Genomic DNA, 24,604 nt, shown 5'->3' with positions numbered 1-24,604 from the left:
GTCGTAGGGAAGGCCGTAGCGTTCCTCGATGCGCGATGCGAGTTGCATCTTGGTGCGGACTTGGGCGAGATCCGATACCGTCAATCGATCCCACTTGGCCTGGAGAGACCTCATCCGATGAGCTTCCAGAGTCGGGACAGCTTCTCCGTCATGATTCGGAAACATCGAATAAACCTTGGTTGAGGCCACGCCTGACCGATCTCCACTATTTGGAATGGGATGCAGCGCCGATCGCTGCCTCTCCGTAAATGGGGAGAGACGCTCGCGATTGCATCCCTGGTTCTGAAAAGAACAACGATGCAAATGCCTCAATTACTTGCAGATATTCGACTACTTGCAGATATTCGGTCGATCCCAGCAAGCATGGCCTTGTCGCGGCTAGACGACCAGCCGCAACGACGTTGAAATTGCAAGCCCACGCCTCAACGTTCTGGTCACCGGCGTCTTCTCGCAGATATCGGCGAGGCGGGACTGTTGAGCGGCGTCGAGAGGCCTGTCGAACGTGACGTCGCGGTCGATGGTTTCCGTCCCGTCGTCGTCACGCCGGAAACGCGCCTCGACGGTGATCCGGCCAAGCTCCCATCCTTTGCGATCGGCATACATGCGCAGCGTCAACGACGTGCAGGCCGCGAGCGATGCAAGCAGCAACTCGTAAGGCGCCGGGCCGGTATCCGTGCCGCCGCGGGAGAGCGGCTCGTCGGAATGCAAAAGGTGTGCCCGGGCCCGAATCTCCTGCGCCATGCCTTGCGGGCACGCGAGATGCACGGTTGACGCCATCAAAAACTCCTTCGAAAAAGGCCGCGCTTCAGTGCGCGAGACCAGAATGGTGCGGCGCGTCGGACCTCAGCTCTCGGGAAGCGGAATGAACTCGGTCTCGTCCGGAACATGCGCAAACCGCCCGCTCTTCCAATCCTCTTTCGCTTGCTCGATGCGCTCTTTGCTCGACGACACGAAATTCCACCAGATGTAGCGTGGTCCCTCCAGCGCCGCGCCGCCGAGGAACATCATCCGGGTCGGCTTTGTCGCCCGCACGGTGATCCGATCGCCGGGCCGGAAGATCAGGAGGCGCGGCGCTTCGAACCGATCGCCGGCGATCTCGACTTCGCCCTCGGCGACATAGATCGCCCGCTCCTCGTGATCGGCGTCGAGAGGCGCGGACATGCCCGCATCGAGGGACACCTCGACGTAGAACCAGTCGGACACCATCGAAACCGGCGCTGTCTTGCCGAAGGCAGATCCGGCGATGATGCGGGCGTGAAGGCCGGTGTCGTCGATCACCGGCAACGTCTCGGCACCGTAATGCTGGAAGGACGGGGCGATCTCCTCATGCGCGACAGGAAGCGCGATCCAGCTCTGCAGACCAAGCATGCTGTGCCGGCCGTCGCGCTCCATCTCGGGTGAGCGTTCGGAATGGGCGATGCCGCGTCCGGCCGTCATGAGATTCATGGCGCCGGGCGCGATGTCCTGCACGTTGCCGTTGCTGTCGCGGTGCGTGATGCGCCCGTCGAAAAGATACGTCACGGTGGCAAGCCCGATATGCGGATGYGGCCGCACATCCATGCCGTGCCCTGCGATGAACTGCACGGGGCCGAAATGATCGAAGAAGATAAACGGCCCAACCATCTGTCGCTTGCCGTGCGGCAGCGCGCGTCGCACGGAGAATCCGTCGCCGAGATCGCGCACGCGCGGCACGACGACCAATTCCAAAGCGTTGCAGGATTGTGGGTCACCCAGAATCGGATCTTCCGTCGGAATCCAGCTCATCGTGTCCCTCCCTCATCCCGGATCCACGCCATCAGATCACGAGATCTGGGCGGACACTAGGGCTGGAATCGGCAACACCTCGTGAAGCGATTCGCATCGGGATCGCCGATCTCGATACCGTGGGGCAGGAGACACGCGAGCTTACGACGGCGGAGCGCAAGCAAACTCTTCCCGGCCGCGCATGGCGTGCTACACCACGGCATCAATTCGAGGACAGCCGGAATGGAATTGCCCGCCTCCCTGCGCCAAGGTGTGGACGACGCGCTGACGGGGATCGCCCTGTCCGATCTCGGCAGGGCCGCCGCGCTTCTGTCGCAACGTTACCGCAGCGAGACGCGCGACGGCCGTTTCCATCTCTCCGACGATCTCGCCGCGCGAGCCTATCTCGCCACCCGCTTGCCGGCGACCTTCGCTGCCATCAGCGCCGCGATGAACGCCATCGCCGAGGTCCGGCCCAATTTCGCGCCCACATCCCTTTTGGATGTCGGCGCTGGACCGGGATCGGCGCTGTGGGCGGCGTCCCAATGCTGGCCCGGTCTTGCCCGCGCGCTCCTGATCGAGGGCAGCGCGGCCATCCGAGCCGTCGGGGAGCCGCTGGCTGCGCCTTTGCCGGTGGATGTCGAGTGGCGTTCCGGGAATGCCGCCGGCTCCCTCGGGGATCTGCCCCGCCGGGATCTCGTGACCCTCGCCTATGTCCTCGACGAGTTGGAGCCGGCCGCACGCGATCCGCTGGTCGAGCGCCTCTGGGAAGCGACCGCGGACATGCTGCTCATCGTGGAGCCCGGAACGCCCGCCGGATGGGAGCGAATTCTGGTCGCACGGGACCGCCTCATCGCTCTCGGCGCCCATCTCGTCGCTCCCTGTCCGCATGCCGGGCCCTGCCCTTTGGCGCGGCCGGATTGGTGCCACTTTTCCAGGCGGGTAGCCCGCTCCCGTCTGCACCGCCAAGCGAAGGGTGCGGAGGTGCCGTGGGAGGATGAGAAGTTCATCTACGTGGCCGCGTCGCGCCATCCGGAGATCGGCCCGGCGGGTCGCGTCGTCGCGCCACCGCGGCTCGCGAGCGGTCAAGTCAGGCTGAAGCTGTGCCTCGACGACGGCACGGTCAGCGAGCGCCTCATCACCAAGCGCGCGGGCGCCGCCTTCAAAGCCGCTCGCCGGGCCGAATGGGGCGATGCCCTGGACAGCGCGGTTTGCGGCGAGGCGCTCTGACATGCTAACGCCACGGATATCGGGTTGAGAGTTCAGGAATAATGGCCGGCAAGAAATCCCTTTTGCGGGGCGATACCCTTCCGCTGATCCGGCGCCTGTGGCGCGATTGGATGCGTCCGCATGCCAAGACGCTCGCCCTCGTTCTCGTTCTCGTGGCGCTGGTCGCCGGCGCGACCGGCCTGTATCCGGTTCTGATCACCAAGGCCTTCGACGCCTTTACCGCCAAGGATGCCACCGCGATCCACCTCGCGCCGATCTTCGTCATCGTCGTCACCTCGGTGAAGGGCTTTTCCCTCCTCGCCTTGACGATCCTGACCAACAAAGTCGTGACGAAGATCGAGGCGGATATGCAGACGGCCCTCTACGGCCATCTGATCGATGCGGATCTCGCCCAGATCTCCCGCGAAAGCCCGGCCGCGCTGACCCAGCGCTTCACGACGGATTTCCTGTTCATCAAGGAAGCACTGACACGCCTCTCGACGGTTTTCCTGCGCGAGGTGACGACGATCATCGCGCTCGTCGCCGCCATGCTGTGGATCGATCCGGTGCTGACGATCGTCGCCGCCGTCACGGTGCCCTTCATCGCGCATCCCATCGGCAAGATCGGCCGCAAGCTGCGCCGTGTCGCGGTCTCGACCCAGGAGCAGACCGGGCAGATGGCGAGCCATATCGCGGAGAGCCTCGCGGGCACCCGCGTCGCCAAGACATATTCGCTCGAAGGCTATCTGAAAGCCAAGGCGGCACGCACCTTCGATGAGATCCGCAAACTCAAGATGAAAGCGGCGAACGCGCGAGGAAAGCTCGATCCGTTGCTGGAAGCCGGCGGCGGTTTCGCGGTCGCGGCGGTCCTCATTCTGATCGGATGGCGCATCCTTTCGAACGAAACCACCATCGGCGATTTCACGGGCTTCGTCGCTGCGCTGATCATGGCGGCGCAGCCGATCCGGGCGTTGGGCAATCTCAACGCCATCGTGCAGGAAGCCGCGTCGGCCTTGCAGCGTACGTTCGACATCATGGACGAGAAGCCGCAAATCGCCGATCGAGCGGACGCCGAGCCGCTTTCGGTGTCCGGCGGCGAGATCCGCTTCAGTGACGTCTCCTTCCGCTATCGCGACGATGAATTGGCGCTCAAGGGCGTCGATCTCGTCGTACCCGCCGGGCAGACGACGGCGCTCGTCGGGCGTTCCGGATCGGGCAAATCGACGATGCTCTCGCTCGTGCCGCGCCTTTACGACGCGACCGGCGGCGCGGTGACGATCGATCGCCAGAACGTCCGCGACGTCACGATCGCGTCGTTGCGCGCATCGATCGCCGTCGTGACGCAGGATGTGCTGTTGTTCGACGATACGGTGAAGACGAACATCGGCTTTGGCCGCGCCGGCGCGACACAAGACGAGATCGTCGCCGCCGCCAAAGCCGCGGCGGCGCACGATTTCATCATGAAGCTACCGGACGGCTACGACACCGTCGTCGGCACAGGTGGCGGACGCCTGTCGGGCGGTGAACGCCAACGCATTTCGCTCGCTCGCGCGTTTCTGAAGAATGCGCCGATCCTGCTCCTCGACGAGGCGACGAGCGCGCTCGATTCGGAATCGGAGCGATTGGTCCAGGCGGCGATCAAGGATCTGATGCGCGGCCGCACGACGCTCGTCATCGCTCACCGTCTTTCGACGATCCGCGACGCGGATCAGATCGTGGTGATGGAAGACGGACGCATCGCGGAAATCGGATCGCACAACGATCTGATGGCGGAAACGGGGATCTACGCGCGGCTGCATCGCCTGCAGCTGTCGCACGATCTCGAACCCGCTACTCCCGCCGCATGAGCCGATCGACGAGAACGTTCGACCAGAAGCCCGGTTTGAAATCGCGCTCGAGCGCCTGCGGATCGTAGACCGTCTCGACCCAGGTCAGGAACGAGATCCCCTTGGCTTCGCCCTCGCGGCGATAGCGTTCGAAGAACGCGTCGAGAATACCCGTCTTGGAAAACCGGAAATGGCCGTAGCGCAGGGACAATTGCCGCAACGCCTCGTCGACCGGCTTGCCTTCGTGCACGATGAGATAGAGCGCGGCGACGAAACCCGCACGATCCGCGCCGGATTTGCAATGCAGAACGGCGGGATAGGCGAGGGTGTCGAAGAACGCCGGTGCGTTCAGAAGCGTCTCGCGGTCCGGCGCGCCGCGCGAGCGCACCACGAACTCGGTCAGCGCGATACCGAGCCGGTCGCAGATGTCCTTCTGCAATTGCCACGAGCCATGCTCACGGCCGCCGCGCAGGTTGACGATCGTGCGCACGCCCGCCGCCTTGAGCCGGGCGATCTGATAGGGAGCGGGTTGGGCAATCCGCCACAGCTTCGGCGAAACCTGGTGCTTGTTGAGATAGATCAGCCGGAAGACGCCGTGATCGACGAGCAGCATGTTGGCCCAGGCCCGCAGGCGTGCCGCCGTCGTCTCGATGGGCTTGTCCCAGCGGGCGATGCGGGCCATGCGCCGGGCATAGCGTGTTTCGGGTTTGATAAACCGGTTGATCACAGGGCTTTCGGGTTCAGCGACGAAGGCGAGGCCCTTAGCAGGGGCAGGCCGCGAGGGCAAATCGACGACGCGTTCCCCGGATCGACGCAGGCCGGTTCGGACAAGAAAAAACGCGGTCCAGCAGAGCTGAACCGCGTCAATGAAAGTGCAATCCCAACGGATTGCGATGAACAACTAGAATATGCGTCGCTATGAAAGGTTATCGTCAGTCAAAAACAATATCTCTGGTAACCAAAAGGTACTAGAAGTTGTGCCGCCGAGGTGCCGAAGGACTCGGTCCTAGGCTCCGTCGTCTTGCCAGAGCTGCCCCTTAACGTAGCTGTCACCCATGACATCCCCCACCGGAAGTACCGCGTTTTTCTAATATTCCTCAGCGGCACGTGCTGTTGTTATGACATTACGTTCCGAGATGCAACATTATTATTTTCTGTTTTCGAAAAAATTTCTGCCAAGCTCGTTTGGAGCCGACGCACAGAGGACGCACAGAGCGGAGAAGAGGAACTTCGCCGGGATCGGTTGCCGCCTCGCAGCCTGTCGTGTAAGGGGTGCGTTTCGACAAAACCCTTTCTGACGACAAGCGGCCTCGTCACCGTCTGAGACGGACCCTGACGCCTCGTCGAAGACCAAGAAATCCAGGAGAGCGACGAACATGTCGTCCACCTTCGAGACTGTCGCCGGCATCATTTCCGAGACCGCCGACATCCCGCGCGACCAGATCACGCCGGAAAGCCATGCGATCGACGATCTCGGGATCGATTCGCTGGCCTTCCTCGACATCGCGTTCGCGATCGACAAGGCTTTCGGCATCAAGCTCCCGCTCGAGCAGTGGACGCAGGACGTCAACGAGGGCAAGGCTCCGGCGGAGGAGTACTTCGTTCTGAAGAATCTCGTCGCCCGCATCGACGCCCTGATCGCCGCGAAGAGCGCGTAAGACCCCCATGCGCCTCGAATATTTCGAGATGATCGACCGCGTCCTGAAGTTGGACCGGGACGCGAAGCGGATCGAGGCGCAATCGACGGTGCCGATGGAAAGTCCCGTCTTCGAGGGCCATTTTCCAGGGCATCCGCTCGTCCCGGGCGTGCTTCTGACAGAGACCATGGCGCAGGCGTCGGGTTATCTGGTGCTCGGCCTCATGGACTTCACCCACATGCCGTTCCTGATGGCCGTGGACAAGGCGCGTTTTCGGACCTTCGTCGGGCCCGGAACGGTTCTTTCGATCAGCGCGACACTCGAGCACGAAGGTTCGGGCTACGCGGTGACGAAGGCGAAAATCGCCGTCGACGGCAAGGCGATCTGCGACGCGGAGCTCCGTTTCCGCATCATGCCGTTCCCGCAGGATCTCGACGGCCAAATGCGCGCCCAGGCGCGCCGCATCGGCCTATTGGCAGAGGCGTGAGAGACATGCGTGAAGTCGTCGTGACGGGTATCGGCCTGATCTCCGCAGCGGGAGAGGGCATCGAGGCGCATCTGGCGGCTTTGTCCGCTGCCGGGGCACCGCCCATCGATCAGGACAGTTTCGCGCCCTATCCCGTGCATCCCGCCGCCGTCGCGAGCTGGGACGCGCAGATTCCCAAGAAGTCCGACCAGCGTCAGATGGAGCCGTGGCAGAAGCTCGGTTGCTACGCCTCTGGACTTGCCCTCGACGCGGCGCGGGCGAAAGACGATGCCGCGTTGAAGGCCGCCATGCACCTCGTTGTCGCCGCAGGCGGCGGTGAGCGGGATTACGCGGTCGACGGTCAAATCCTGACCGGTCTGCGTCAAGCCGAGAAGCCCGGCGTCTATCTCAACGAGCGCTTGATGAGCGATCTGCGCCCGACCCTGTTTCTGGCGCAATTGTCGAACCTGCTCGCGGGCAACATTTCCATCGTCCACGGTGTGACCGGTGCGTCGCGTACGTTCATGGGTGAGGAATCGAGCGGCGTCGACGCTTTGCGGATCGCGCAAGCGCGGATCGCGTCCGGTCAGAACGACATCTTTCTCGTCGGCGGATCCTACAATGCGGAGCGCCCGGACGCGCTTTTGATCTACGAGATGGGCGGCTTCCTTTGGAAGAAGCCGTTCGCCTCGGTTTGGGATCGTCCGACCGACGGCGGCGGCATGATCCTCGGCAGTGGCGGCTGCTTTCTCGTGCTTGAATCGCGCGACCATGCGGATAAGCGCGGCGTCGCGCCGCTCGCTGCCTTGTCGCCGGTCGTTTCCGACCGGGCCCGCCGCGAACCGGGTAGCGTGACGAAATCGCTGTCCGCCGCCGTCACGGCGCTCGACGCCAAACCCGACGTGGTGTTCTCGGGCGCCACCGGTGTAAAGGGCATCACCGACGAGGAACGCGACGTCCTGCGCCAACTCGCTCCCAACGCGAAGGTCCACGCAACGGCCGATATCATCGGCCACACGGTCGAGGCCCAGGCGCCTTTCGGCGTAGCGCTCGCCGCCGCCCTGATCGCGAAGGGCGAAGCGGGCGACGCTGTCGTCACATCCGTCGGGCATTGGCGCGGCGAAGGCGCTCTTCGCCTGACCAGAGCAGCTTGAGGAGGAACGGCATGGCGCTCCGCGACAAACAAGGCCGTCCTCTCGTCGCCGTCACCGGGATGGGCGTCGTCTCATCGATCGGCCAAGGCAAAGACGACACCTGGGCGGCGCTCACGGCAGGCCGTTCGGGCATCCGCCGCATCAGCCGCTTTCCGACCGAGAACCTGCGCACGACCATGGCAGGGACCATCGATACGGTCGCCGTCGATCCGTTCTGCGCGCCCATGCTGTCCGAGCGCCTGGCGATGCTTGCCGCCGAAGAAGCGGTGGGACAATCCGGTCATGACCGGGCGCGTTTCCCGGGTGCCTTGTTCATTGCCGTGCCGCCGGTCGAGATGGAATGGCCGCAGCGCCAGGCGCTCGCGGAGGCGTCCGGCCAGAACGGCGACGTGACCTATGCCGACCTCTTGCAGGCGGCCTCCACGGGTCGGTTCAAGGCCTGGCACGATCTCTTCATCTTCGGCACGGTCGCCGATCGGGTCGCCGATCGTTTCGGCACCAAAGGCTCGCCGATTTCGCTCTCGACGGCGTGCTCATCCGGGGCGACGGCGATCCAGCTCGGCGTCGAGGCGATCCGACGCGGCGAGACGGACGCGGCGCTGTGCATCGGCACGGACGGTTCGGTCAATCCCGAATCCCTGATCCGCTTCTCGCTCCTCTCCGCGCTCTCGACGCAAAACGAGAATCCGGAGGCCGCATCGAAGCCCTTCTCCAAGAATCGCGACGGATTCGTCATGGGTGAAGGCGGCGCGGCGCTGGTTCTGGAGAACGCGGACGCCGCCAAGGCGCGTGGCGCCACCATTCTCGGCTATGTGCTCGGCTGCGGCGAGAAGGGCGACGGTTTCCATCGCACCCGTTCGAGCCCGGACGGCGCGCCCGGCATCGCCGCGATCCGCGAAGCGCTTGCAGATGCAGGCGTCGCTGCCGACGCGATCGATTACATCAATGCGCACGGCACATCGACGCCGGAGAACGACAAGATGGAGGCCATGAGCTGCACGGCGGTGTTCGGCGAGCGCATGGCCAGCCTGCCGATCTCGTCCAACAAGTCCATGATCGGCCACACGTTGACGGCCGCTGGCGCGGTCGAGGCGGTGATGTCGCTTCTGACCATCGCCAACGGGCGCATTCCGCCGACGATCAATTACACGATGCCGGATCCCGCGATCCCGCTCGACGTGGTGCCGAACGTCGCCCGCGATGCGAAGGTCGGCTTCGTGCTGTCGAATTCGTTCGGTTTCGGCGGTCAGAACACCTGCCTCGTCCTGGCGGCGGAGCCGATGGCATGACCCGCATTCTCGTCACGGGTGGCGGCAAGGGCGTCGGAGCGGCAATCGTGCGTGCGCTCGTCGCGGCAGGTCATGATGTGGACTTCACCTATCGTACGTCCGGCGATGCGGCGAAGGCGCTCGCCGACGAACTGATGGCGGCTCATGCAGGGCGCAAGATCGTCGCGCATGCGCTCGATCTCGCCGACAAGGTCGCGCTCGAGAGCTTCTGCGAGACCATCGAGGGTGAGCCTTTCTTCGGCTTCGTCCACAATGCCGGCCAGTCCTACGATGCGCTCGCCGCGATGATGCAGCAGGACAAGGCCGAGATCGCCATGCARGTGAATTTTTGGTCGCTGACCCGTATCGCGAAGGCGCTCATGCGCGGCATGATCCGCGCGAAGGCCGGCCGCATCGTCGCCATCGGTTCGGTGGCCGCGCTCCAGGGCAACCCGGGCAACGCGGCCTATGCCGCCTCGAAAGGCGCGCTCATCTCCTATTGCCGCACGCTCGCCATCGAGACGGCCAAGCGCGGCGTCACCGTCAACGTGATCGCCCCGGGCTTCATCGACACCGACATGATGGCGCCCTATGCGGCCTATCGCGACACCATGGAAAAACAGATTCCGGCCGGCCGTTTCGCCAAACCCGAGGACATCGCCGGCCTCGCCGCCTTCCTCATGAGCGAACCGGCGGCCTACATGACGGGCACGGTCCTGCCGATCGATGGTGGTCTGACCGCCATGATGGGCGTCCATCGGTAACGTTTCGACGCGTGCGTTCACCGACCTTATGAGGCGAACGGATTCTCGATCGTCAATCCGCGAATGTCGAGCCCGTGTTGCAAATCCTCGCTCAACAGCGTTTTGCAATTTGCCTCAAGCGCTGATGCGACGATCAACGCATCGTAGAATGCGAAATGATGACGGCTCGCCAGCGCCATTGCGGTTTCGTGCGTTTGGACGCTCAAGACAAGGGGCGGGGCGACGAGAACCTTGACGATCTCCAGCGCTTCCCGAATCTCGGCCCAATCACGGGAAAGCTTGCGGCGCATCACGTTCGTGAACTCGTTCAGGACTTGAACGCTGATCTGTCCCCCTGCAGCCAGAATCGCCGTCGCACGCTCCGCTCGCGGATCGTCCTTGGCGAACGCGTAGATCAGGATGTTGGTGTCGAGAAACCGTTCAGCGCTCATTCGCGCGTTCCCGGTCGAAGCGGAAACCTCTCGGCAGGGGCTGGCGAAGGTCACGAAGACGCCGGAGCGCGTCGTCGCGCGCCATGTCCCGCGTGACTTCGAAGCGCCGATCGCCCGCAAGCACGATATCGATCTCGTCGCCGGGCTTGAGTTCGAGCGCTTCAACGATCTTTTTGGGCAGCCTCACGGCGAGGCTGTTTCCCCATTTGGAAACCTGCATCAACTTTCTCCAGGATATACAAAATGAATGTATATCTTAATGAGGCGAAGGAAAGGCCCTCCGCGATGGGACGGTGCTGTACTGTGCCTTCGGGACCGTCCCGCTTGTCATTCGCAGCCCCGCCCGTTAAGCCGCCCGTTCACGTTTCTCTCGTCATGGCCGCATTCTCTACGGCCATCCACGTTTTGGTCCGAGCGGATCGAGAGTGGGCGCCCGGCGCGACGCCGGGCATGACGCCGCATAGGATGACCGCATGCGTACCCTTCAGCTCTTCGGTGACCGCGACCTACGGCTGACCGACATGGATGCCCCCCCGGCGCCCGGCGCGGGCGAGGTGCAGGTGCGGGTCAAGGCGCTGGCGCTGAACTACCTCGACGTCTGGGGCTTTCGCGGCATGGCCTTCGCCAAGCGGAAGATGCCGCAGGCGGTCGGGGTCGAGGCCTCGGGCGAGATCGCGGCGGTCGGCGAGGGCGTCACCCGGTTCAAGCCCGGCGACAAGGTCACCATGTACGGCGCCGAGACCTGCGGTCATTGCAAGGCGTGCCGCGAGGGCCGCGACAATCTTTGCGAGAACGTCGCGGGCATCATGGGCTTCCATGTCGACGGCTTCGCCCGCGAGTTGATCAACCGTCCGGAACGGCTCGTCATCCCGGTGCCCGAGAACGTCTCCTTCGAGGACGCCGCCTGCGCGCCGATCGGTTTCGGCACCGTCCAGCACATGCTGTTCGACAACGCCAAACTCGAGCCGGGTGAATCGATCCTCGTCCATGCCGGCGGATCGGGTATCGGCACGGCCGCCATCAAGATGGCGAAGGCCATCGGCTGCACGATCTACACCACCGTCGGCGACGACGAGAAGGGCGAGAAAGCCAAAGCGCTCGGCGCCGATTACGTGGTCAATTACCGTACCGAGCGGTTCGAGGGCGAAGTCCGTCGGCTCACCAAGCGCAAGGGCGTCGACGTGGTGTTCGAGCATGTGGGTGCGGACACCTGGAACGGTTCGCTCCTTTGCTTGAAACGCGGCGGACGCCTCGTCACCTGCGGCTCGACATCGGGCGTCTCGACCACCATGAACCTGATGCAGCTCTTCCAGCAGCAATACCGGATCTTCGGATCCTTCGGCTGCAACATCCGCAATATCGGCGAATCGCTCGAGAAGATGGCCGGCGGCATGTCGCCGGTGATCGATTCGGTCTTTGCGCTCGACGACTTCCAGAAGGGCTTGGAGCGGCTCGAAAGCCGCAAGGCCTTCGGCAAGATCGTCGTGACGTTCTAAGAGCGCAAAGCGTGCCGCACCATTCCAAGCGCTCCCGCAGCCTGTTGTCCCGTCTCGCCGAGACCGTCATGGTCGGCCTCGTGCGCGGGGTGTTCGGCTTCGCGCGCCTGATCGGGCCGGAACGCTCCGGCGGGCTGGGCGCTGCGATCGCGCGGACCTTCGGGCCCCTGCTGCCCGCGCACCGCACGGCGCTCGCGAACATCCGTACCGTCTATCCCGATCTGCCGGAAAAGGATGCCCGCGCGCTGGCGCTGAAAGCCTGGGGCAATCTCGGTCGCACCGGGGGCGAATATCCCCACCTCGGCGCCCTCTTCGATTTCGACCCCGAGAGCGAAGTCCAGGGTCGTGTGGAAGTCGACGGAATCGAGCATTTCGTCAGCCTCCGCGAGGACGGCAAGCCCGGCATCATCTTCTCCGCCCATCTCGGCAATTGGGAGTTGCCGGCGATCTGCGCGGCGCGGTTCGATCTCGATGCGACCGCGGTGTTCCGGGCGCCGAACGACCCGGCCGTCGCCCGCGTCCTGCACGAGATCCGCAGCGGCACCATGGGCGGCCTGGAGGCGGCTCGCCAAGGGGCCGCGTTCGCCATGCAGGGCGCACTGGAACGCGGCAGCCATCTCGGCATGCTCATCGATCAGCATTTCACCCGTGGCGTCATCGTCGATTTCATGGGCCGGCCGGCCCTGGTGAACCCGATCCTCGGCAAATTCGCCCGCCGGTTCGATTGTCCGGTCCATGGCGTTCGCGTCATTCGCTTGCCGAACCACCGCTTCCGGCTCCAGCTCACGCCACCGCTCGATCTGCCGCGCGACGCCGACGGATTGATCGACGTTCAGGGCGCCATGCAGGCCATGACCGCGGTCGTCGAGGGATGGGTGCGGGAATACCCCGAGCAGTGGCTCTGGATGCACCGCCGCTGGCGCGTGCAGGCACCCAAACCCGGACCGAGCGCCTGAGCGCGGGGGCGAATTCTGCTACTTCTGCGGATCACGGCTCTGGCGCTCAAGGTAAAGTGAGTTTTCTCCGGCGCGGTTTCGTGCACCATAAACGGATGGCCTCAAGACTGAAATTAATCGCCGCTCTGGGTTTCGCTGCGCTCGCGTGGCCCGCATGGGCGGAGCCGCCGCGCGCGGTCGTCGAATTGTTCACGAGCCAGGGTTGCTCGTCCTGCCCGCCGGCGGATGCGGTGCTGGCCGATCTGTCGCGCCGCCCCGACATGATCGCCCTGTCGTTCCCGGTCGATTACTGGGACTACCTCGGCTGGAAGGACACCCTCGCGCAGCCGGCCTTCACGGTGCGGCAGAAAGCCTATGCCCAGGCCCGCAGCGATCGCCAGGTCTACACGCCCCAGATCATCGTCAACGGGGTCAAATCCTGTGTCGGATCAGATCGTGCGCAGATCGAACGCTCGATCAAGATGACCACGGGCAATCTCGGCAATCTGCCGGTCAACATCACCACCAAAGAGACGAACGGCGTCGTCACGGTGAACGTCGACGAGGCGGCCGCGGGAGACATGCCGCGCTCCGCGGATGTCTGGCTCCTGCCGATTCAGCGATCGCACAACGTGCAGATCGGGCGCGGTGAGAATCGCGGTCGTACGATCACGTATGCCAACGTGGTGCGCGACATTCATCACCTCGGTGCGTGGAACGGCGAGAAAGCGAAGTTCGAGTTTCCGGCCGATCGCGCCCGCAAGGGCGGTGATGCCTATGTGGTCCTGCTCCAGACCACAGAAGAGGACCATCCGAGCACGATCCTCGGCGCGGCCAAGAGCGCCGAATAGCAGGCTTCGCGCCTGCGCTAGATCACGATCACCCGGTTCGCCAGTTCGTTGGTTTCGTCGGCGCGCGGCGGAGCATGTTCCGCGAGGATGGCTCCGGCGCGGCGGACTGCCTGATCGAGGCCCTGCGCCGCTCGACCGTCCGCGATCGCGGCGACGAGATCGGCGATGATAGTGTCCCAGATGTCCTGGCCGACCCGATCGCTGATGCCGATATCGGCGAGGATCTCCGCATAATGCTCGGCGGCGGCCACATAGATGAGGACGCCTGTCCGCTCGCGCGTGTGAACGAGCCCGCGGCTCCGGAATTCGCGTTCCGCCGCCTCGTGCGCCCGGGCGTGCTTGACCGCCCGCGGCACGAGAGAGAGGCGGCGCGCCGTGAGCGACAGCACGATCGTGAGAACCAACGCGACAGCGATCTGAATCAGAAAGATGCGCGAGACGCCGAGCGAGGTCAGCCAGATCAGCGGCCAGGGCGTCACCAGCGCGGCGAGCAGTGCCCACAGCAACGGCACCGAGCGGTAGCCCGCCGCTTGCTCGGCAACGACGACGACGATTTCGCCGGCCGTGTCGCCCTCGATCTCGTGGATGAGATGGGCGAGCCTCTCTTGTTCTTCAGCGGTGATCATCTCAGCTCTGTCAACTCCGCGTAACCAACGACCGGCTACCAACTTCCGGACGCGCCGCCGCCGCCCGACGAACCGCCGCCACCCGAAAATCCGCCACCCCCGCCGCCACCGGACCAGCCCCCGCCTCCGCCGGACCATCCTCCTGTCGGAATGATCCACGGTCCGCCGCGTCGTCGTCCCCGTTGGCTGCCGCCGCGTGCAGCGCTGACCTGTGCAAAGAGACTGCGTAAAATGAAGAACACGACGATCAGAAAGATGACGAGACTGATCAGCGTGTCTTCCGACGTGCTCTCATCTTCGCGCACCTGCGCCCGGCGTTGCCATTCCTCGGCGTCGCCGGTGAGAATCGACAGGATCGCATCGACCCCGCCTTCAATGCCGCCGGCGAAATCGCCTTGCTTGAATTGTGGTGCGATGGCGGTGGTGATGATGACCTTGGACAAGGCGTCGGTCAGCGCGCCCTCGAGCCCGTAGCCGACCTCGATGCGCACCTTGCGCTCGTTGGGCGCAACGAGAAGAAGCGCGCCGTTGTTCTTGGCTTTCTCACCGAGCTTCCAGGCGCGGAACAGCCGGTTCGCGTAATCCTCCACCTCGATGCCGCCGAGAGAGGGAATTGTCGCCACGACGAGCTGGTCGCTCGTCTTGTCCTCATGCGCCTTCAATTTGGCATCGATGGCGGCGCGCTGCTCGGGCTTGAGCAGATTGGCCGCATCGACCACGCGGCCTGTCAGCGGTGGAAAGGCCTGCGCCAGGGTGGCGATAGGGTTGAGAACGGCCACCAGAAGGAGCGCTGCAATCGCAATCACGAAGGGCCCTCTCCACGACGGAGAGGGGGCGCGTCGCCCCGTTCGCACGATCAGAACTTCACCGGCGGTGGCCGATCGGCGCCGGCGGTGGCGGAGAAAGTCTCCATCGGCTTGGCGTCCGGATACATGATGGCGGCGATCCAGCGGCCCGGGATGGTCCGGATTTCGGTGTTGAAGGCGCGGACGGCCTCGATGTAGTCCCGGCGCGCCACGGCGATCCGGTTCTCCGTGCCCTCGAGCTGGGATTGCAGGGCAAGGAAGTTGGCGTTCGACTTCAATTCCGGATAGCGCTCGACGGTGGCGAGCAATCGACCCAGCGCGCCCGACAACTGCGCCTGCGCCTCTTGGAATTGCCGGAATTTTTCGGGGTCGGTGATGGTCGAGGCGTCGACTTTGATCTGTCCGGCCTTGGCGCGGGCCTCCGTCACCTGCGTCAGGACCTCGCGCTCCTGCTGGGCGAAGCCCTTCACCGTTTCGACGAGGTTGGGCACCAGGTCCGCGCGGCGCTGGTACTGGTTCTGGACCTCGCTCCAGGCCGACTTCGCCTGTTCCTCGAGGGTCGGCACATTGTTGATTCCGCAGGCGGAAAGGCCGAGTGCGAGACCAAGACCGATGAGCGCGACGCGCAGCCGAACAGGGACAATCCGGAACATGCTTAAAATCCTCGATTCGGTCGGCATCGCCGTTGCATGAGGCGTCACCGTGGAAAAAGGTCCGGCGATCAAATCATGCAAAAGCTTAAGATTTGAGGCGCGAATGGCCCGGAAACGGAGGAAACCGTTCGCCCGACCGCGCCCCGCGAACCCCCAAAGAAATGGGGCAAGGTCGCGGTTTCGCCAAGCGCTTTTTCGGGGTTATGATGCGCGCGCCCGGACGGAATACCGTGTACGGGAGCCCATCGAGATTGATTCATGACTTTTTTGCCCGACCTGAGCACCCTTCTGACCTACTCGCTCGCCTCGTTCGTGTTGTTCATCACGCCGGGGCCGGACATGAGTCTGTTTCTCGCCAAGACGATGGCCGGTGGGCGAAAGGCCGGTCTCGCCTCGATGCTCGGAGCGATGACGGGCTGCGCCTTTCATACCTTGCTCGCCGCGCTCGGGGTGTCCGCATTGCTCGCGGCCTCGGTCACCGCCTTTACCGTCCTGAAGGTCGTCGGTGCGCTCTATCTTCTTTGGCTCGCCTTCGACGCGGTCAAGAACGGCTCGGCGCTCAATCTGAAACCCGAGGCAAAGGGCGAGGTGTCGTTCTGGAAGACCTATATGGTCGGCGTCGGCATCAACCTGACGAATCCCAAAGTCGTGCTGTTTTTCGTGACCTTCCTGCCGCAATTCGTTCAGGCGGGCGATCCGCACGCGTCGGAGAAGTTGGTCTTCCTCGGGCTCTACTTCATCGCGCTTACCGGCCCGATGGCCGCCGTCATGATCCTCGGCGCCGACAAGGTGATCAACTTGCTGCGCCGGCGTCCGACGGTGATGCGCGCGATCGACTATTCCTTCGCGGGATTGTTCTCGGCCTTCGCGCTCAAGATTTTGGCGACGGCGCGCTGACGCCGCCCGCATCGCGACCGGCGATGAGCCAATAGATGAACCCTGCCACCGCGCCGGTCAGGCCGAGGATGACGCTCACGTGCAACTCGGCGGGCGTCGCTCCCCGCGGCGTCCCGCGGAGGATCCACGGAACGGCGGCGGTGAGGAGTGCGGTCGCGCCCGCATGCCACAAAAGACTGCGCGCCTTCGTCACTTCGCTCACGATGGCGACCAGAAGGGGCGGGAAGACCAACAACGTGAACACGATCCGTCCCACGACCTCAAAGGCGTGAGCGATGATCGGTCCAGGGTCCTCGGAAGAAAAGACGTCGTCGATCAAGGACCAGAAACTTACGAAGACCGTGTTGCCGGTAAGCGACGCCATGGTCGGATCGACGAGACAGGCGACGAGTAGGAAGAAGCCGCTCGCGCCGATGGCGATGAGCAACGCGAAGGGGATGAGGAGGAGATAACGGAACATGCGCGCCTATGGTGACGCGGAACGATCCGCTTTGCCAGAGGGGATACGCCCGATCGATTCCGCCGCAAATCGCGCCCAGATCGCGCCCAGATCGCGCYCAGATCGCGACGGAACGAAAATCCGCGGACACCTCAGCCCATGCGCTGGTGCATGACGGGTCGCGACTTCGCACTCATTCCATCCGAGAGCGCCTGTTGCGGCGATAGCGCCTGAACATGACGTAGCCGCCCGCAATCAGAAGGAAAGGCAAGCCGGCGCCGGCAATCGGACCCGGAGCGCCCGCGCTGGAGCCACCGCCCCCGCCTCCGCCCTTATCCCAGCCATGGGCCCATCCCTGACCAGGGCTCGGTCCCCGGTCGCCGGGAGAATCGGCGAATGCAACGGGGCCTGCGAGGATGCAGAACGAAGCCGCGGCGATGAGAGTTTTCTGCCAAGGACGCATTGGATCCTCCTATGTCAGGACCGCAAGCGTTAACGTGAGGCATCGCCTTAAAGATGGCGGCTACTCCGAAAGAGCGCCCTCATACCCATTCCGAGATAAAGACGGACGCTCCGGCTCGTGCCGCGCGGATCGCGCGTCCGTCGTCTGAAAACCAGTTGGTCGCTCGCATGATCAGCCTTTGGCTGGGATGATCTCTATTCGCTGTCGCCGAGCGCGTAGACGCCTTCCGCGCCGATTCCCTGTTCCATCATCAATCTCGCCCGGGCGCGCAGTTTCTCCGTCTCGCTCTTGAGCTGCCCGCAGGCGGCGAGAATATCGCGGCCCCGTGGGGTGCGGACGGGCGATGCATAGCCTGCGCGGTAGACGATGTCCGAGAACCGTTCGATGCGATCCCAATCCGAGCATTCGTATTTGGAACCGGGCCAGGGATTGAACGGGATCAGGTTGATCTTCGCCGGAATGCCCTTCAACAGCCGCACCAATTCGCGGGCGTCGGCATCGGAATCGTTCACGCCTTTCAGCATCACGTATTCGAAGGTGATGCGGCGAGCATTCGACAAGCCGGGATAGGCGCGGCACGCATCGAGCAACTGCTTGATGTCGTACTTGCGGTTGATGGGAACGAGCTCGTCGCGCAATTCATCGCGCACCGCGTGCAGCGAGATCGCCAGCATCGTGTTCGCTTGCGCGCCCAGTCGCTCCATCTGCGGCACGACGCCGGAGGTCGATACGGTGATGCGGCGACGGGAGAGACCGAGGCCCTCGTTGTCCGACAGGACGCTGATGGCGGCGACGACATTGTCGGGATTGTAGAGGGGCTCGCCCATGCCCATGAACACGATGTTGGAGACGAAGCGTCCGCCATCATTGGGGACGAAGGCCCCTTCGGGAGGCGTCGCGTCGGGCCAGTCGCCGATGCGGTCGCGCGCGACGATCAATTGCGCCACGATCTCCGCCGACGTGAGATTGCGGACCAGACGTTGCGTGCCCGTATGGCAGAATGAACAGGTCAGCGTGCAGCCGACCTGGCTCGAGACGCAGAGCGTGCCCCGGTCGACTTCGGGGATGTAGACGCACTCGATCTCGGCGCCCTTGTCGAGCGGGCCGGTGGAGGCCATGCGGATGAGCCATTTGCGGGTGCCGTCCTTCGACACCTGCTCGGAGACGACTTCCGGACGCGCCAGGGTATAGGCTTCGGCGAGCGCCGCCCGCAGGCCCTTGCCCACGTTGGTCATCTCGGCGAACTGCTTGGCGCCGCGGAAATAGATCCAGTGCCAGATCTGGGCGACGCGCATCTTCTGCTCGCGCTCGGGTACGCCGATGGCCGCAAGCTTGTCCGTCAACTCCTCGCGGGTCAGCCCGACGAGCGAACTTTGGCCCGAGGCGACGACGGTGAGTTCCGCCTTCTTCTCGATCGCGATCGCTTCACGGCCGGCCTCACGCGCGGCTTCGCTCACGGCGACGGGAGCCGCGTTGGGGTTGTGCTTGGCGATGTCGAGCGCCGTCGCCATGGGAGACCGAGCCTTGGTTCGAAATGGGAAACGCCGCGCCTATAGCATGATTGCGTCGGAAAAGTGAGCCCTCGTATAGGAACAACGGGAACGGCCCCGCTTTCCCTCGGGCCGGGGTCGGCGCGCGACGATGCGTCGCCTGCGCCTCTCTACCCCCCGGAGCATTCCTTGCGCGCCCGTTCGAGGGCCGGGCCGAAACCGGAGAGCGAATAGCGGTCGGTGAGCTGGTTGCCCCGCGCCGATTGCGCCTTCACCAGGACGCTCTGGCCGCGAGCCATCGAGGAAATCGCCTGGCTTTCTTCGGCCGGATTCTTGAGCCAGGCATTGGCGGCTTGGGTCAGCAGCGCGTAGGAGGCGCTTCCGATGGCGGCGTCCGCCTTGCCGTTTTCCTTGGCTGCGAAACCGAGCACGAACGCGACCTCGTTCTTGACGTTCTCCGCGGGCCGCAGGGACACGAACATGTAGGCCGGATCGCGGTTCAGGTTCTTCGGCAGCCGCTCTTTCGGYTGCGTCAGGGCGTAGCAAATCTTCGCCCGGCCCGTCGATGCGATGTAGACGCCCCAATCGCCGAAGGTGGCGACCTGGGAGGCGCCGCCGGGACCTGCTGCCGGAGCCGCCGAGGCGCTGGCCGGCTTCTGCGCAGGCGTGGCCTTGGCCGGTTGCTTGGTCGGCGTCGCCGTCGCAGGCGCGGTCTTCGCCGGCACGGTCTTCGCAGGCACGGTCTTGGCGGGCGTTGTCTTCGCGGGTGTGGTTGGCTTGCTTTGCGTTGCCCGGGAAGGCTGAGCCATGACCTCAGCCCCAGCACCGACAACGAAAGCGGCTGAGATGATGCTCGCGGCGAAGCCGCGCTGAAGAGATGTGAAAATCATGGGGGCGACTCTACACGGCGATGGTTAAGAACTCTTCACCATGGTGCAGGGCGAGGATGCGGAATCCTCGGTCATCTCGCCGCAGCCAGAGCCGACGGGTCTGGCGTGCAGGAACCTTGTTTGCAAAGAAAGGCCCGAGGGCGCTGGGGGCGTCCTCGGGCCTTTGAGTCGGCGGCGGCGAGACGAGTCTCGCGTCCGCAATCTCGTTAGAAAACGACGAAATCCTGGTGCGACAGCGCAAGGCCTGGCTTGATCGTCGCGAACTGGACCGCGGCGGCGCCGCCCGTTCCGTCCACGTCGAAGAACAGCTTGCCGGAGTTGCTGTCGTAGATGATCCGGTCGCTGGCATCGTGCGCGGCGGGTCCGATGTGGAAGGCGTCGGCCTTCAGTGCGCCCTTGCCGATCTTCTTGAACAGGGAGCTGTCGAGAAGGAGCGAATCGTCGCGAACCGAGAAATCGGTGACCTTGTCGACATTCGTCCGCTTGTTCAGCTTGTCGACGGAGAAGACGAACAGATCCTTACCGGCGCCACCGGTCAGGATGTCGTTCCCGGCGCCGCCCGAGATCAGATCGTTGCCGGCATCGCCCTTGATCGTGTCGTTGCCGTCGCCACCGACGAGAACGTCGTTGCCGCTGCCGCCAGAGATGGTGTCCTTGCCGCCACCACCGAACAGCAGATTGGCCGACTTGTTGCCGATCAGCGTGTCGGCGGCGGTTCCGGCGATGATGTTCTCGATCGAGGAGAACGTCGACGTGCCAAAGCCCGTATTCTGAGGACCGGTCTTGTTGAGATCGATCTTGGCCTTCCACGAATCACCGAAGATCAGCGTGTCGACGCCGCCACCGCCGTTGAAGGTGAAATTGCCGAAATCGGAAATGAAGAACTCGGCTCGTCCGGTTCCGGTGAGGATACCGTCACCATCGGTGTCGAGGATGAGGTCTTGGAGTGTCGGAGTGGGAATCGTGACTTTGCCGGTCGCCATAGGAGATCCTTGGTAGTCCAGATTTTCCTGTTGGGAGGGAAACGAGCTGGAGAGAATGAAAACAGCGGTGCATGCGAATCGCATGCTGGGCAGGCTCTTCGCCGTGGCCCGGGATTAGCCTTAGTCGCTAACGCTGCGTCATTATGTGAGACGGCGCACGGGAATGCCCTAGTCGTTCACATGGGGATCGTCGGTTTTATCGGGGCAAAAGAATGAGCCGGCCCCAGAGCCGGCTTCTTGTCGATGTCATGGGGCGGCGTCGGTCAGATGACGAAGAAATCCTTGTGAGTCAGTGCGAGGCCGGGCTTCAGCTTCGCAAACTGGATCGCCGCTGACCCTCCCGTGCCATCAGCGTCGTAATAGAGCGCTCCGGTTTGGTCGTTGTAGATGATTCGATCGCTCCCATCGTGCGCGGACGGGCCGGTATGGAACGCACTCTCCTTGAGAAGATAGCTTTGTCCGACCTTTGAGAAACCGAGTTTTTTGAAGTCGGTTCGGTCGAGCACCATCTGGTCCGCCTTCACKTTGAAGTCGGTGATGGTGTCCATGTTCGTCTTCTTGTTGGGCCTGCCGCCGCTGAAGATGAACGTGTCCTTGCCGCTGCCGCCGGTCAGGGTGTCGTTGCCTGCACCGCCCATGAGGACGTCGTTACCGGCATCGCCATAGAGACGGTCCCGTCCGTTGTCGCCGAGAATGTCGCCGACGATGACGTCGTTGCCCGAGCGACCGTGAATGGTGTCGTTGCCGCCACCCCCGTAGAGAAGATTGGCCGCGCCATTGCCCCACAGGACATCGTTGCCGTCGTCGGCGAGAATATTCTCGACGTTGACGACCGTGTACTGGCCGTACCCGGTGCTCTGTGAGGACTTCGCCATGTCGAACGTCAGCTTCGACGTGCCCTTGAAGATGAGCGTGTCGATGCCGCCAAGGCCATCGACGAAGTAGTCGGCGAAGGCCGTGTAATTGTTCGAGACGTCGAGATTGCCGCTGAGAAGGTCTGGCGCGTCGGTTCCGATGATCTGATGATCGGCGTTGTCGTCGCGAATCACGTTCGTGATGACGGGAAGGATCGAAACGGTCATCGGCATGCCCCTCAGGCTTCAAAAAATCTCATGCAACGAGCGCGTCCGTCGGCGAGCGCGGCTGCGGAAAGACGATTTTTTATAGCCGATGGGGTCTGTGGCAGCACGGCGGCATGCGGAGTAGACCAAAAGAATAGGCCCGCTTCATTGCAGTGAGCGGGCCGCGCGGAATGCGTTTGTCGGTTGGATCTTCGTTGTTTCGACGAGACGCCAGCGCTGATGCCACGGCAGGCATTGTTAGGATCGATGGCGACATCTTCGCCATCGAACGTCCCGTGTCCCGCTATCCTTTTGCGCCGAGGACTTCGCGCGCTTTCGCACGATGTTCGTCCCTGATCGATCCGGCGACCTGCGTAATCGCCGTCGCCAGCACGGCGGCATCGTCGGCAAAGCCGATCAGCGGCAGGAAGTCGGCGATGGCATCCGTCGGGAAGACGAAATAGGCAATGGCGCCCAGAAGAATGATTTTCACCTTGTTGGGCGTCTTGGGATCGATCGCGCAGTAATAGGCCGCCAGAAGTTCCTCGGCGAAGGGGAGCTTCTGTCCGACCTTCTTGAGCTTGTTCCAGAAACGGCGTTTCAGACCGTCCTCGTGCGATCCGTCTTCGCTTTGGGCAGCGCGGCGCATGGCCTCGATCTCGGCCTTGGAAAAGGCCTTCGGGATCGATTCGCTCATTTCGTCAGACTCCTTCCGAAAGCCTTTTGGCTTCACCGCACTCTATCCTAAAACGGGCGGCATAGGAGAGAACGCATGAAGATCGACGAAACTGTGGCGGCGGTGGTGACCGGGGGCGCGTCCGGGCTGGGAGAGGCGACTGCGCGCCTCTTGGCGAAGAGCGGCGCAAAGGTCGCCCTGTTCGATCGCGATGCCGGACGCGGCCCGAAAGTCGCCAGCGAGATCGGCGGCTTGTTCTGCGAAGCGGACGTGACCGACGAGGCCTCCATCGACATGGCCTTTGCCAAGGCGCGCGCGGCTCACGGCATCGAGCGAATCCTCGTCAATTGCGCCGGCATCGCTCCCGGCCGGCGCACTGTCGCGAAGAAACGCGAGACCGGCGAGCTGATCGCTCACGATGTCGCGAGTTTCCGCCGGGCGGTGGAAATCAATCTCATCGGCACCTACGCCATGGTGTCGAAATCGGCGGCGGCCATGGCGTCGCTCGATCCGGTCACCGAGGACGGCGGGCGCGGCGTCATCATCAATACCTCCTCCATCGCCGCCCAGGACGGCCAGATCGGGCAGGCCGCCTATGCCGCGTCCAAGGGCGGCGTGTTGAGCCTGACCCTGCCTCTCGCACGGGACCTTTCCGGCTTTGGCATCCGTGTCATGACCATCATGCCGGGGCTGTTCGAGACACCGCTTCTTGCCGGCATCGCCGAGGATTTCCGCAAGGCGCTCGAGGCCAACGTGCCGTTCCCGCAACGCCTGGGGCGGCCGGCCGAATATGCTGCGCTCGTCGGCGCGATCATCGCCAACGACATGCTCAACGGCGAAGCGATTCGCCTCGATGGCGCTCTGCGCATGCAGCCGAGATAGGAAGCGTCGTTCACATCTGCGTCGTGCGGTTTTCCACATAGCCGACGAGATCCGTCGTGCGCAGCCAATGCTCGCGCCGTCGAGTCCAAGCTTCATAGGTGGGCGCGAACAGGTTCGGCGAGTCGAATGCGCCGAGCTTGATCTCGATTTCGTCGCCACCGCTCTGGTCGAACACCTGCGATCCACAGACCGGACAAAAGCAGCGCCTTCCTTCGCCGCTTGCCGACCAGCCGTCGTATCCTCCGGTGATCGTCACCTGGTCGCTGGGGAAGATCGCAAAGGCATTGAAGGCGCTGCCGCTGGTCTTGCGGCACGTCATGCAATGGCAAAGACCGACCCGTTTGGGCGCGCCGCTGACGCGAAACGTCAATCGTCCGCACGCGCAGCCGCCGCTCCACAAGCTTGTGTCGGTCATGTGCTATTCCTCCGCGGTGATACCCGCCGCGAAGCGGTCCATGTGCTGAGCGAGCTCGAAATCGCGCCGCGTCAGGCCCTTGGCGTCGTGCGTCGAGAGGGTGACGTCGACGTTGCAATAGACGTTGCGCCATTCCGGATGATGATTGAGGCGCTCCGCCACCATGGCGACCCGCGTCATCCAACCGAACGCCGTGTTGAAATCGTCGAATACGAAGCGTTTGTGGATCGCGTCCCGGTCCGAAACCAGGGACCAGCCGTCGAGGGCGGACAATAGCTCGTCGCGTTCGCTTTTCTTGAGGGGCGACATCGGATGTTCGACCTCCCGTAGTCACATGAAAAGGGGCCCACACGAAAAGGGGCCACACGAAAAGGGCGATGGCCTTTCCTCTAGTGATGAGGCCCGGGCGTCGCTTTTCAAGGGGTCAGGCGACGCCGAGGAGGCGAATCAATCCGAGGCTGATCGCGCCGAGTGCGATCAGCGACAGGGTGACGGCCGCTGTGACCCGCCCGCCGACCCGCCCGAGAACCTTCAGGTCGACGC

At 63.8% G+C, this 24,604-nt stretch carries 29 protein-coding genes; 12 read left to right on the top strand and 17 right to left on the bottom strand.

Annotated elements, in window-relative coordinates:
* Positions 1-378: 378 nt before the first annotated feature.
* Together AC1DT3_RS01735 and AC1DT3_RS01730 are read right to left on the bottom strand one after the other, a co-directional pair.
* Complete coding sequence (locus tag AC1DT3_RS01735) at positions 379-777, bottom strand: OsmC family protein (protein WP_477463504.1); 399 nt, start codon at positions 775-777, stop codon at positions 379-381.
* Between the two features lie 66 nt (positions 778-843).
* On the bottom strand, positions 844-1,764 hold the full coding sequence (locus tag AC1DT3_RS01730) for a pirin family protein (protein ID WP_477463503.1): 921 nt from the start codon (positions 1,762-1,764) through the stop codon (positions 844-846).
* A gap of 222 nt (positions 1,765-1,986) precedes the next feature.
* On the opposite strand from AC1DT3_RS01730, the gene AC1DT3_RS01725 reads away from it, so the two are divergent.
* Together AC1DT3_RS01725 and AC1DT3_RS01720 are read left to right on the top strand one after the other, a co-directional pair.
* Entirely contained in the window at positions 1,987-2,973 is a 987-nt protein-coding gene (locus tag AC1DT3_RS01725) for a small ribosomal subunit Rsm22 family protein (protein WP_477463502.1), read from the top strand.
* Between the two features lie 41 nt (positions 2,974-3,014).
* Entirely contained in the window at positions 3,015-4,799 is a 1,785-nt protein-coding gene (locus tag AC1DT3_RS01720) for an ABC transporter ATP-binding protein (protein WP_477463501.1), read from the top strand.
* Here AC1DT3_RS01720 and AC1DT3_RS01715 read toward each other — a convergent pair.
* Positions 4,783-5,505: a fused DSP-PTPase phosphatase/NAD kinase-like protein gene (locus AC1DT3_RS01715; RefSeq protein ID WP_477463500.1), complete on the bottom strand. Its 723-nt coding sequence runs from the start codon at positions 5,503-5,505 to the stop codon at positions 4,783-4,785. The genes AC1DT3_RS01720 and AC1DT3_RS01715 overlap by 17 nt on opposite strands.
* Positions 5,506-6,154: 649 nt before the next feature.
* On the opposite strand from AC1DT3_RS01715, the gene AC1DT3_RS01710 reads away from it, so the two are divergent.
* Genes AC1DT3_RS01710 through AC1DT3_RS01690 form a run of 5 tightly spaced genes read left to right on the top strand, consistent with a single transcriptional unit; the run spans position 6,155 to position 10,067 of the window.
* On the top strand, positions 6,155-6,436 hold the full coding sequence (locus AC1DT3_RS01710) for an acyl carrier protein (protein WP_477463499.1): 282 nt from the start codon (positions 6,155-6,157) through the stop codon (positions 6,434-6,436).
* A gap of 7 nt (positions 6,437-6,443) precedes the next feature.
* Complete coding sequence (locus tag AC1DT3_RS01705) at positions 6,444-6,902, top strand: 3-hydroxyacyl-ACP dehydratase FabZ family protein (protein ID WP_477463498.1); 459 nt, start codon at positions 6,444-6,446, stop codon at positions 6,900-6,902.
* Positions 6,903-6,907: 5 nt separating this feature from the next.
* Entirely contained in the window at positions 6,908-8,035 is a 1,128-nt protein-coding gene (locus AC1DT3_RS01700) for a beta-ketoacyl-ACP synthase (protein ID WP_477463497.1), read from the top strand.
* An 11-nt stretch (positions 8,036-8,046) separates the two neighbouring features.
* Positions 8,047-9,324, top strand: coding sequence for a beta-ketoacyl-ACP synthase (locus tag AC1DT3_RS01695; RefSeq protein WP_477463496.1), 1,278 nt, complete (start codon positions 8,047-8,049; stop codon positions 9,322-9,324).
* Positions 9,321-10,067, top strand: coding sequence for an SDR family NAD(P)-dependent oxidoreductase (locus tag AC1DT3_RS01690; RefSeq protein ID WP_477463495.1), 747 nt, complete (start codon positions 9,321-9,323; stop codon positions 10,065-10,067). Before AC1DT3_RS01695 ends, AC1DT3_RS01690 begins: the two co-directional genes overlap by 4 nt.
* 26 nt (positions 10,068-10,093) lie before the next feature.
* On the opposite strand, the gene AC1DT3_RS01685 is transcribed toward AC1DT3_RS01690, so the two are convergent.
* Positions 10,094-10,498, bottom strand: a complete 405-nt coding sequence (locus tag AC1DT3_RS01685) for a PIN domain-containing protein (RefSeq protein ID WP_477463494.1) — start codon at positions 10,496-10,498, stop codon at positions 10,094-10,096.
* Positions 10,488-10,718 (bottom strand): AbrB/MazE/SpoVT family DNA-binding domain-containing protein, encoded by a 231-nt coding sequence (locus AC1DT3_RS01680; RefSeq protein WP_477463493.1) that lies wholly within the window; start codon positions 10,716-10,718, stop codon positions 10,488-10,490. Before AC1DT3_RS01680 ends, AC1DT3_RS01685 begins: the two co-directional genes overlap by 11 nt.
* A 253-nt stretch (positions 10,719-10,971) precedes the next feature.
* Between AC1DT3_RS01680 and AC1DT3_RS01675 the strand changes: the two genes are divergently transcribed.
* The 3 genes from AC1DT3_RS01675 to AC1DT3_RS01665 all read left to right on the top strand — a co-directional run bounded on the left by AC1DT3_RS01675 (position 10,972) and on the right by AC1DT3_RS01665 (position 13,780).
* Positions 10,972-11,994 carry a zinc-binding dehydrogenase gene (locus AC1DT3_RS01675; protein ID WP_477463492.1) on the top strand — a complete coding sequence of 341 codons (1,023 nt, stop codon included), beginning with the start codon at positions 10,972-10,974 and terminating at the stop codon, positions 11,992-11,994.
* Positions 11,995-12,005: 11 nt separating this feature from the next.
* On the top strand, positions 12,006-12,950 hold the full coding sequence (locus AC1DT3_RS01670) for a lipid A biosynthesis lauroyl acyltransferase (RefSeq protein ID WP_477463491.1): 945 nt from the start codon (positions 12,006-12,008) through the stop codon (positions 12,948-12,950).
* 95 nt (positions 12,951-13,045) lie between these two features.
* Positions 13,046-13,780, top strand: a complete 735-nt coding sequence (locus tag AC1DT3_RS01665) for a DUF1223 domain-containing protein (protein WP_477463490.1) — start codon at positions 13,046-13,048, stop codon at positions 13,778-13,780.
* 17 nt (positions 13,781-13,797) lie between these two features.
* On the opposite strand, the gene AC1DT3_RS01660 is transcribed toward AC1DT3_RS01665, so the two are convergent.
* Genes AC1DT3_RS01660 through AC1DT3_RS01650 form a run of 3 tightly spaced genes read right to left on the bottom strand, consistent with a single transcriptional unit; the run spans position 13,798 to position 15,865 of the window.
* Positions 13,798-14,406 (bottom strand): TPM domain-containing protein, encoded by a 609-nt coding sequence (locus AC1DT3_RS01660; protein WP_477463489.1) that lies wholly within the window; start codon positions 14,404-14,406, stop codon positions 13,798-13,800.
* 35 nt (positions 14,407-14,441) lie between these two features.
* Positions 14,442-15,263 (bottom strand): TPM domain-containing protein, encoded by an 822-nt coding sequence (locus AC1DT3_RS01655; protein WP_477463506.1) that lies wholly within the window; start codon positions 15,261-15,263, stop codon positions 14,442-14,444.
* Positions 15,263-15,865: a LemA family protein gene (locus tag AC1DT3_RS01650; protein WP_477463488.1), complete on the bottom strand. Its 603-nt coding sequence runs from the start codon at positions 15,863-15,865 to the stop codon at positions 15,263-15,265. Before AC1DT3_RS01650 ends, AC1DT3_RS01655 begins: the two co-directional genes overlap by 1 nt.
* 258 nt (positions 15,866-16,123) lie before the next feature.
* On the opposite strand from AC1DT3_RS01650, the gene AC1DT3_RS01645 reads away from it, so the two are divergent.
* Entirely contained in the window at positions 16,124-16,762 is a 639-nt protein-coding gene (locus AC1DT3_RS01645) for a LysE family translocator (RefSeq protein ID WP_477463487.1), read from the top strand.
* On the opposite strand, the gene AC1DT3_RS01640 is transcribed toward AC1DT3_RS01645, so the two are convergent.
* The 7 genes from AC1DT3_RS01640 to AC1DT3_RS01610 form a co-directional block, all read right to left on the bottom strand.
* A complete protein-coding gene (locus tag AC1DT3_RS01640; RefSeq protein WP_477463486.1) occupies positions 16,737-17,222 on the bottom strand; it encodes a hypothetical protein in 486 nt (161 codons plus the stop codon). The genes AC1DT3_RS01645 and AC1DT3_RS01640 overlap by 26 nt on opposite strands.
* Positions 17,223-17,394: 172 nt before the next feature.
* A complete protein-coding gene (locus tag AC1DT3_RS01635) occupies positions 17,395-17,664 on the bottom strand; it encodes a hypothetical protein (protein WP_477463485.1) in 270 nt (89 codons plus the stop codon).
* 194 nt (positions 17,665-17,858) lie between these two features.
* Complete coding sequence (rlmN, locus tag AC1DT3_RS01630; RefSeq protein WP_477463484.1) at positions 17,859-19,175, bottom strand: dual-specificity RNA methyltransferase RlmN; 1,317 nt, start codon at positions 19,173-19,175, stop codon at positions 17,859-17,861.
* A 149-nt stretch (positions 19,176-19,324) separates the two neighbouring features.
* Complete coding sequence (locus AC1DT3_RS01625; RefSeq protein WP_477463483.1) at positions 19,325-20,044, bottom strand: hypothetical protein; 720 nt, start codon at positions 20,042-20,044, stop codon at positions 19,325-19,327.
* 206 nt (positions 20,045-20,250) lie between these two features.
* Positions 20,251-21,027: a calcium-binding protein gene (locus AC1DT3_RS01620; protein WP_477463482.1), complete on the bottom strand. Its 777-nt coding sequence runs from the start codon at positions 21,025-21,027 to the stop codon at positions 20,251-20,253.
* Between the two features lie 263 nt (positions 21,028-21,290).
* Positions 21,291-22,109: a calcium-binding protein gene (locus AC1DT3_RS01615; RefSeq protein WP_477463481.1), complete on the bottom strand. Its 819-nt coding sequence runs from the start codon at positions 22,107-22,109 to the stop codon at positions 21,291-21,293.
* A 283-nt stretch (positions 22,110-22,392) separates the two neighbouring features.
* Positions 22,393-22,737, bottom strand: a complete 345-nt coding sequence (locus AC1DT3_RS01610; protein ID WP_477463505.1) for a YkvA family protein — start codon at positions 22,735-22,737, stop codon at positions 22,393-22,395.
* Between the two features lie 123 nt (positions 22,738-22,860).
* Between AC1DT3_RS01610 and AC1DT3_RS01605 the strand changes: the two genes are divergently transcribed.
* Positions 22,861-23,646: an SDR family NAD(P)-dependent oxidoreductase gene (locus tag AC1DT3_RS01605; RefSeq protein WP_477463480.1), complete on the top strand. Its 786-nt coding sequence runs from the start codon at positions 22,861-22,863 to the stop codon at positions 23,644-23,646.
* A gap of 10 nt (positions 23,647-23,656) precedes the next feature.
* On the opposite strand, the gene AC1DT3_RS01600 is transcribed toward AC1DT3_RS01605, so the two are convergent.
* Positions 23,657-24,061 carry a GFA family protein gene (locus AC1DT3_RS01600; protein WP_477463479.1) on the bottom strand — a complete coding sequence of 135 codons (405 nt, stop codon included), beginning with the start codon at positions 24,059-24,061 and terminating at the stop codon, positions 23,657-23,659.
* 3 nt (positions 24,062-24,064) lie between these two features.
* A complete protein-coding gene (locus tag AC1DT3_RS01595; RefSeq protein ID WP_477463478.1) occupies positions 24,065-24,370 on the bottom strand; it encodes a 4a-hydroxytetrahydrobiopterin dehydratase in 306 nt (101 codons plus the stop codon).
* Positions 24,371-24,604 lie beyond the last annotated feature (234 nt).

The sequence above is a fragment of the Microvirga sp. P4_G7 genome (assembly GCF_056401005.1).
The sequence above is the reverse complement of the archived record's forward strand: the minus strand, read 5'-3'. Positions and strand labels throughout refer to the sequence as shown.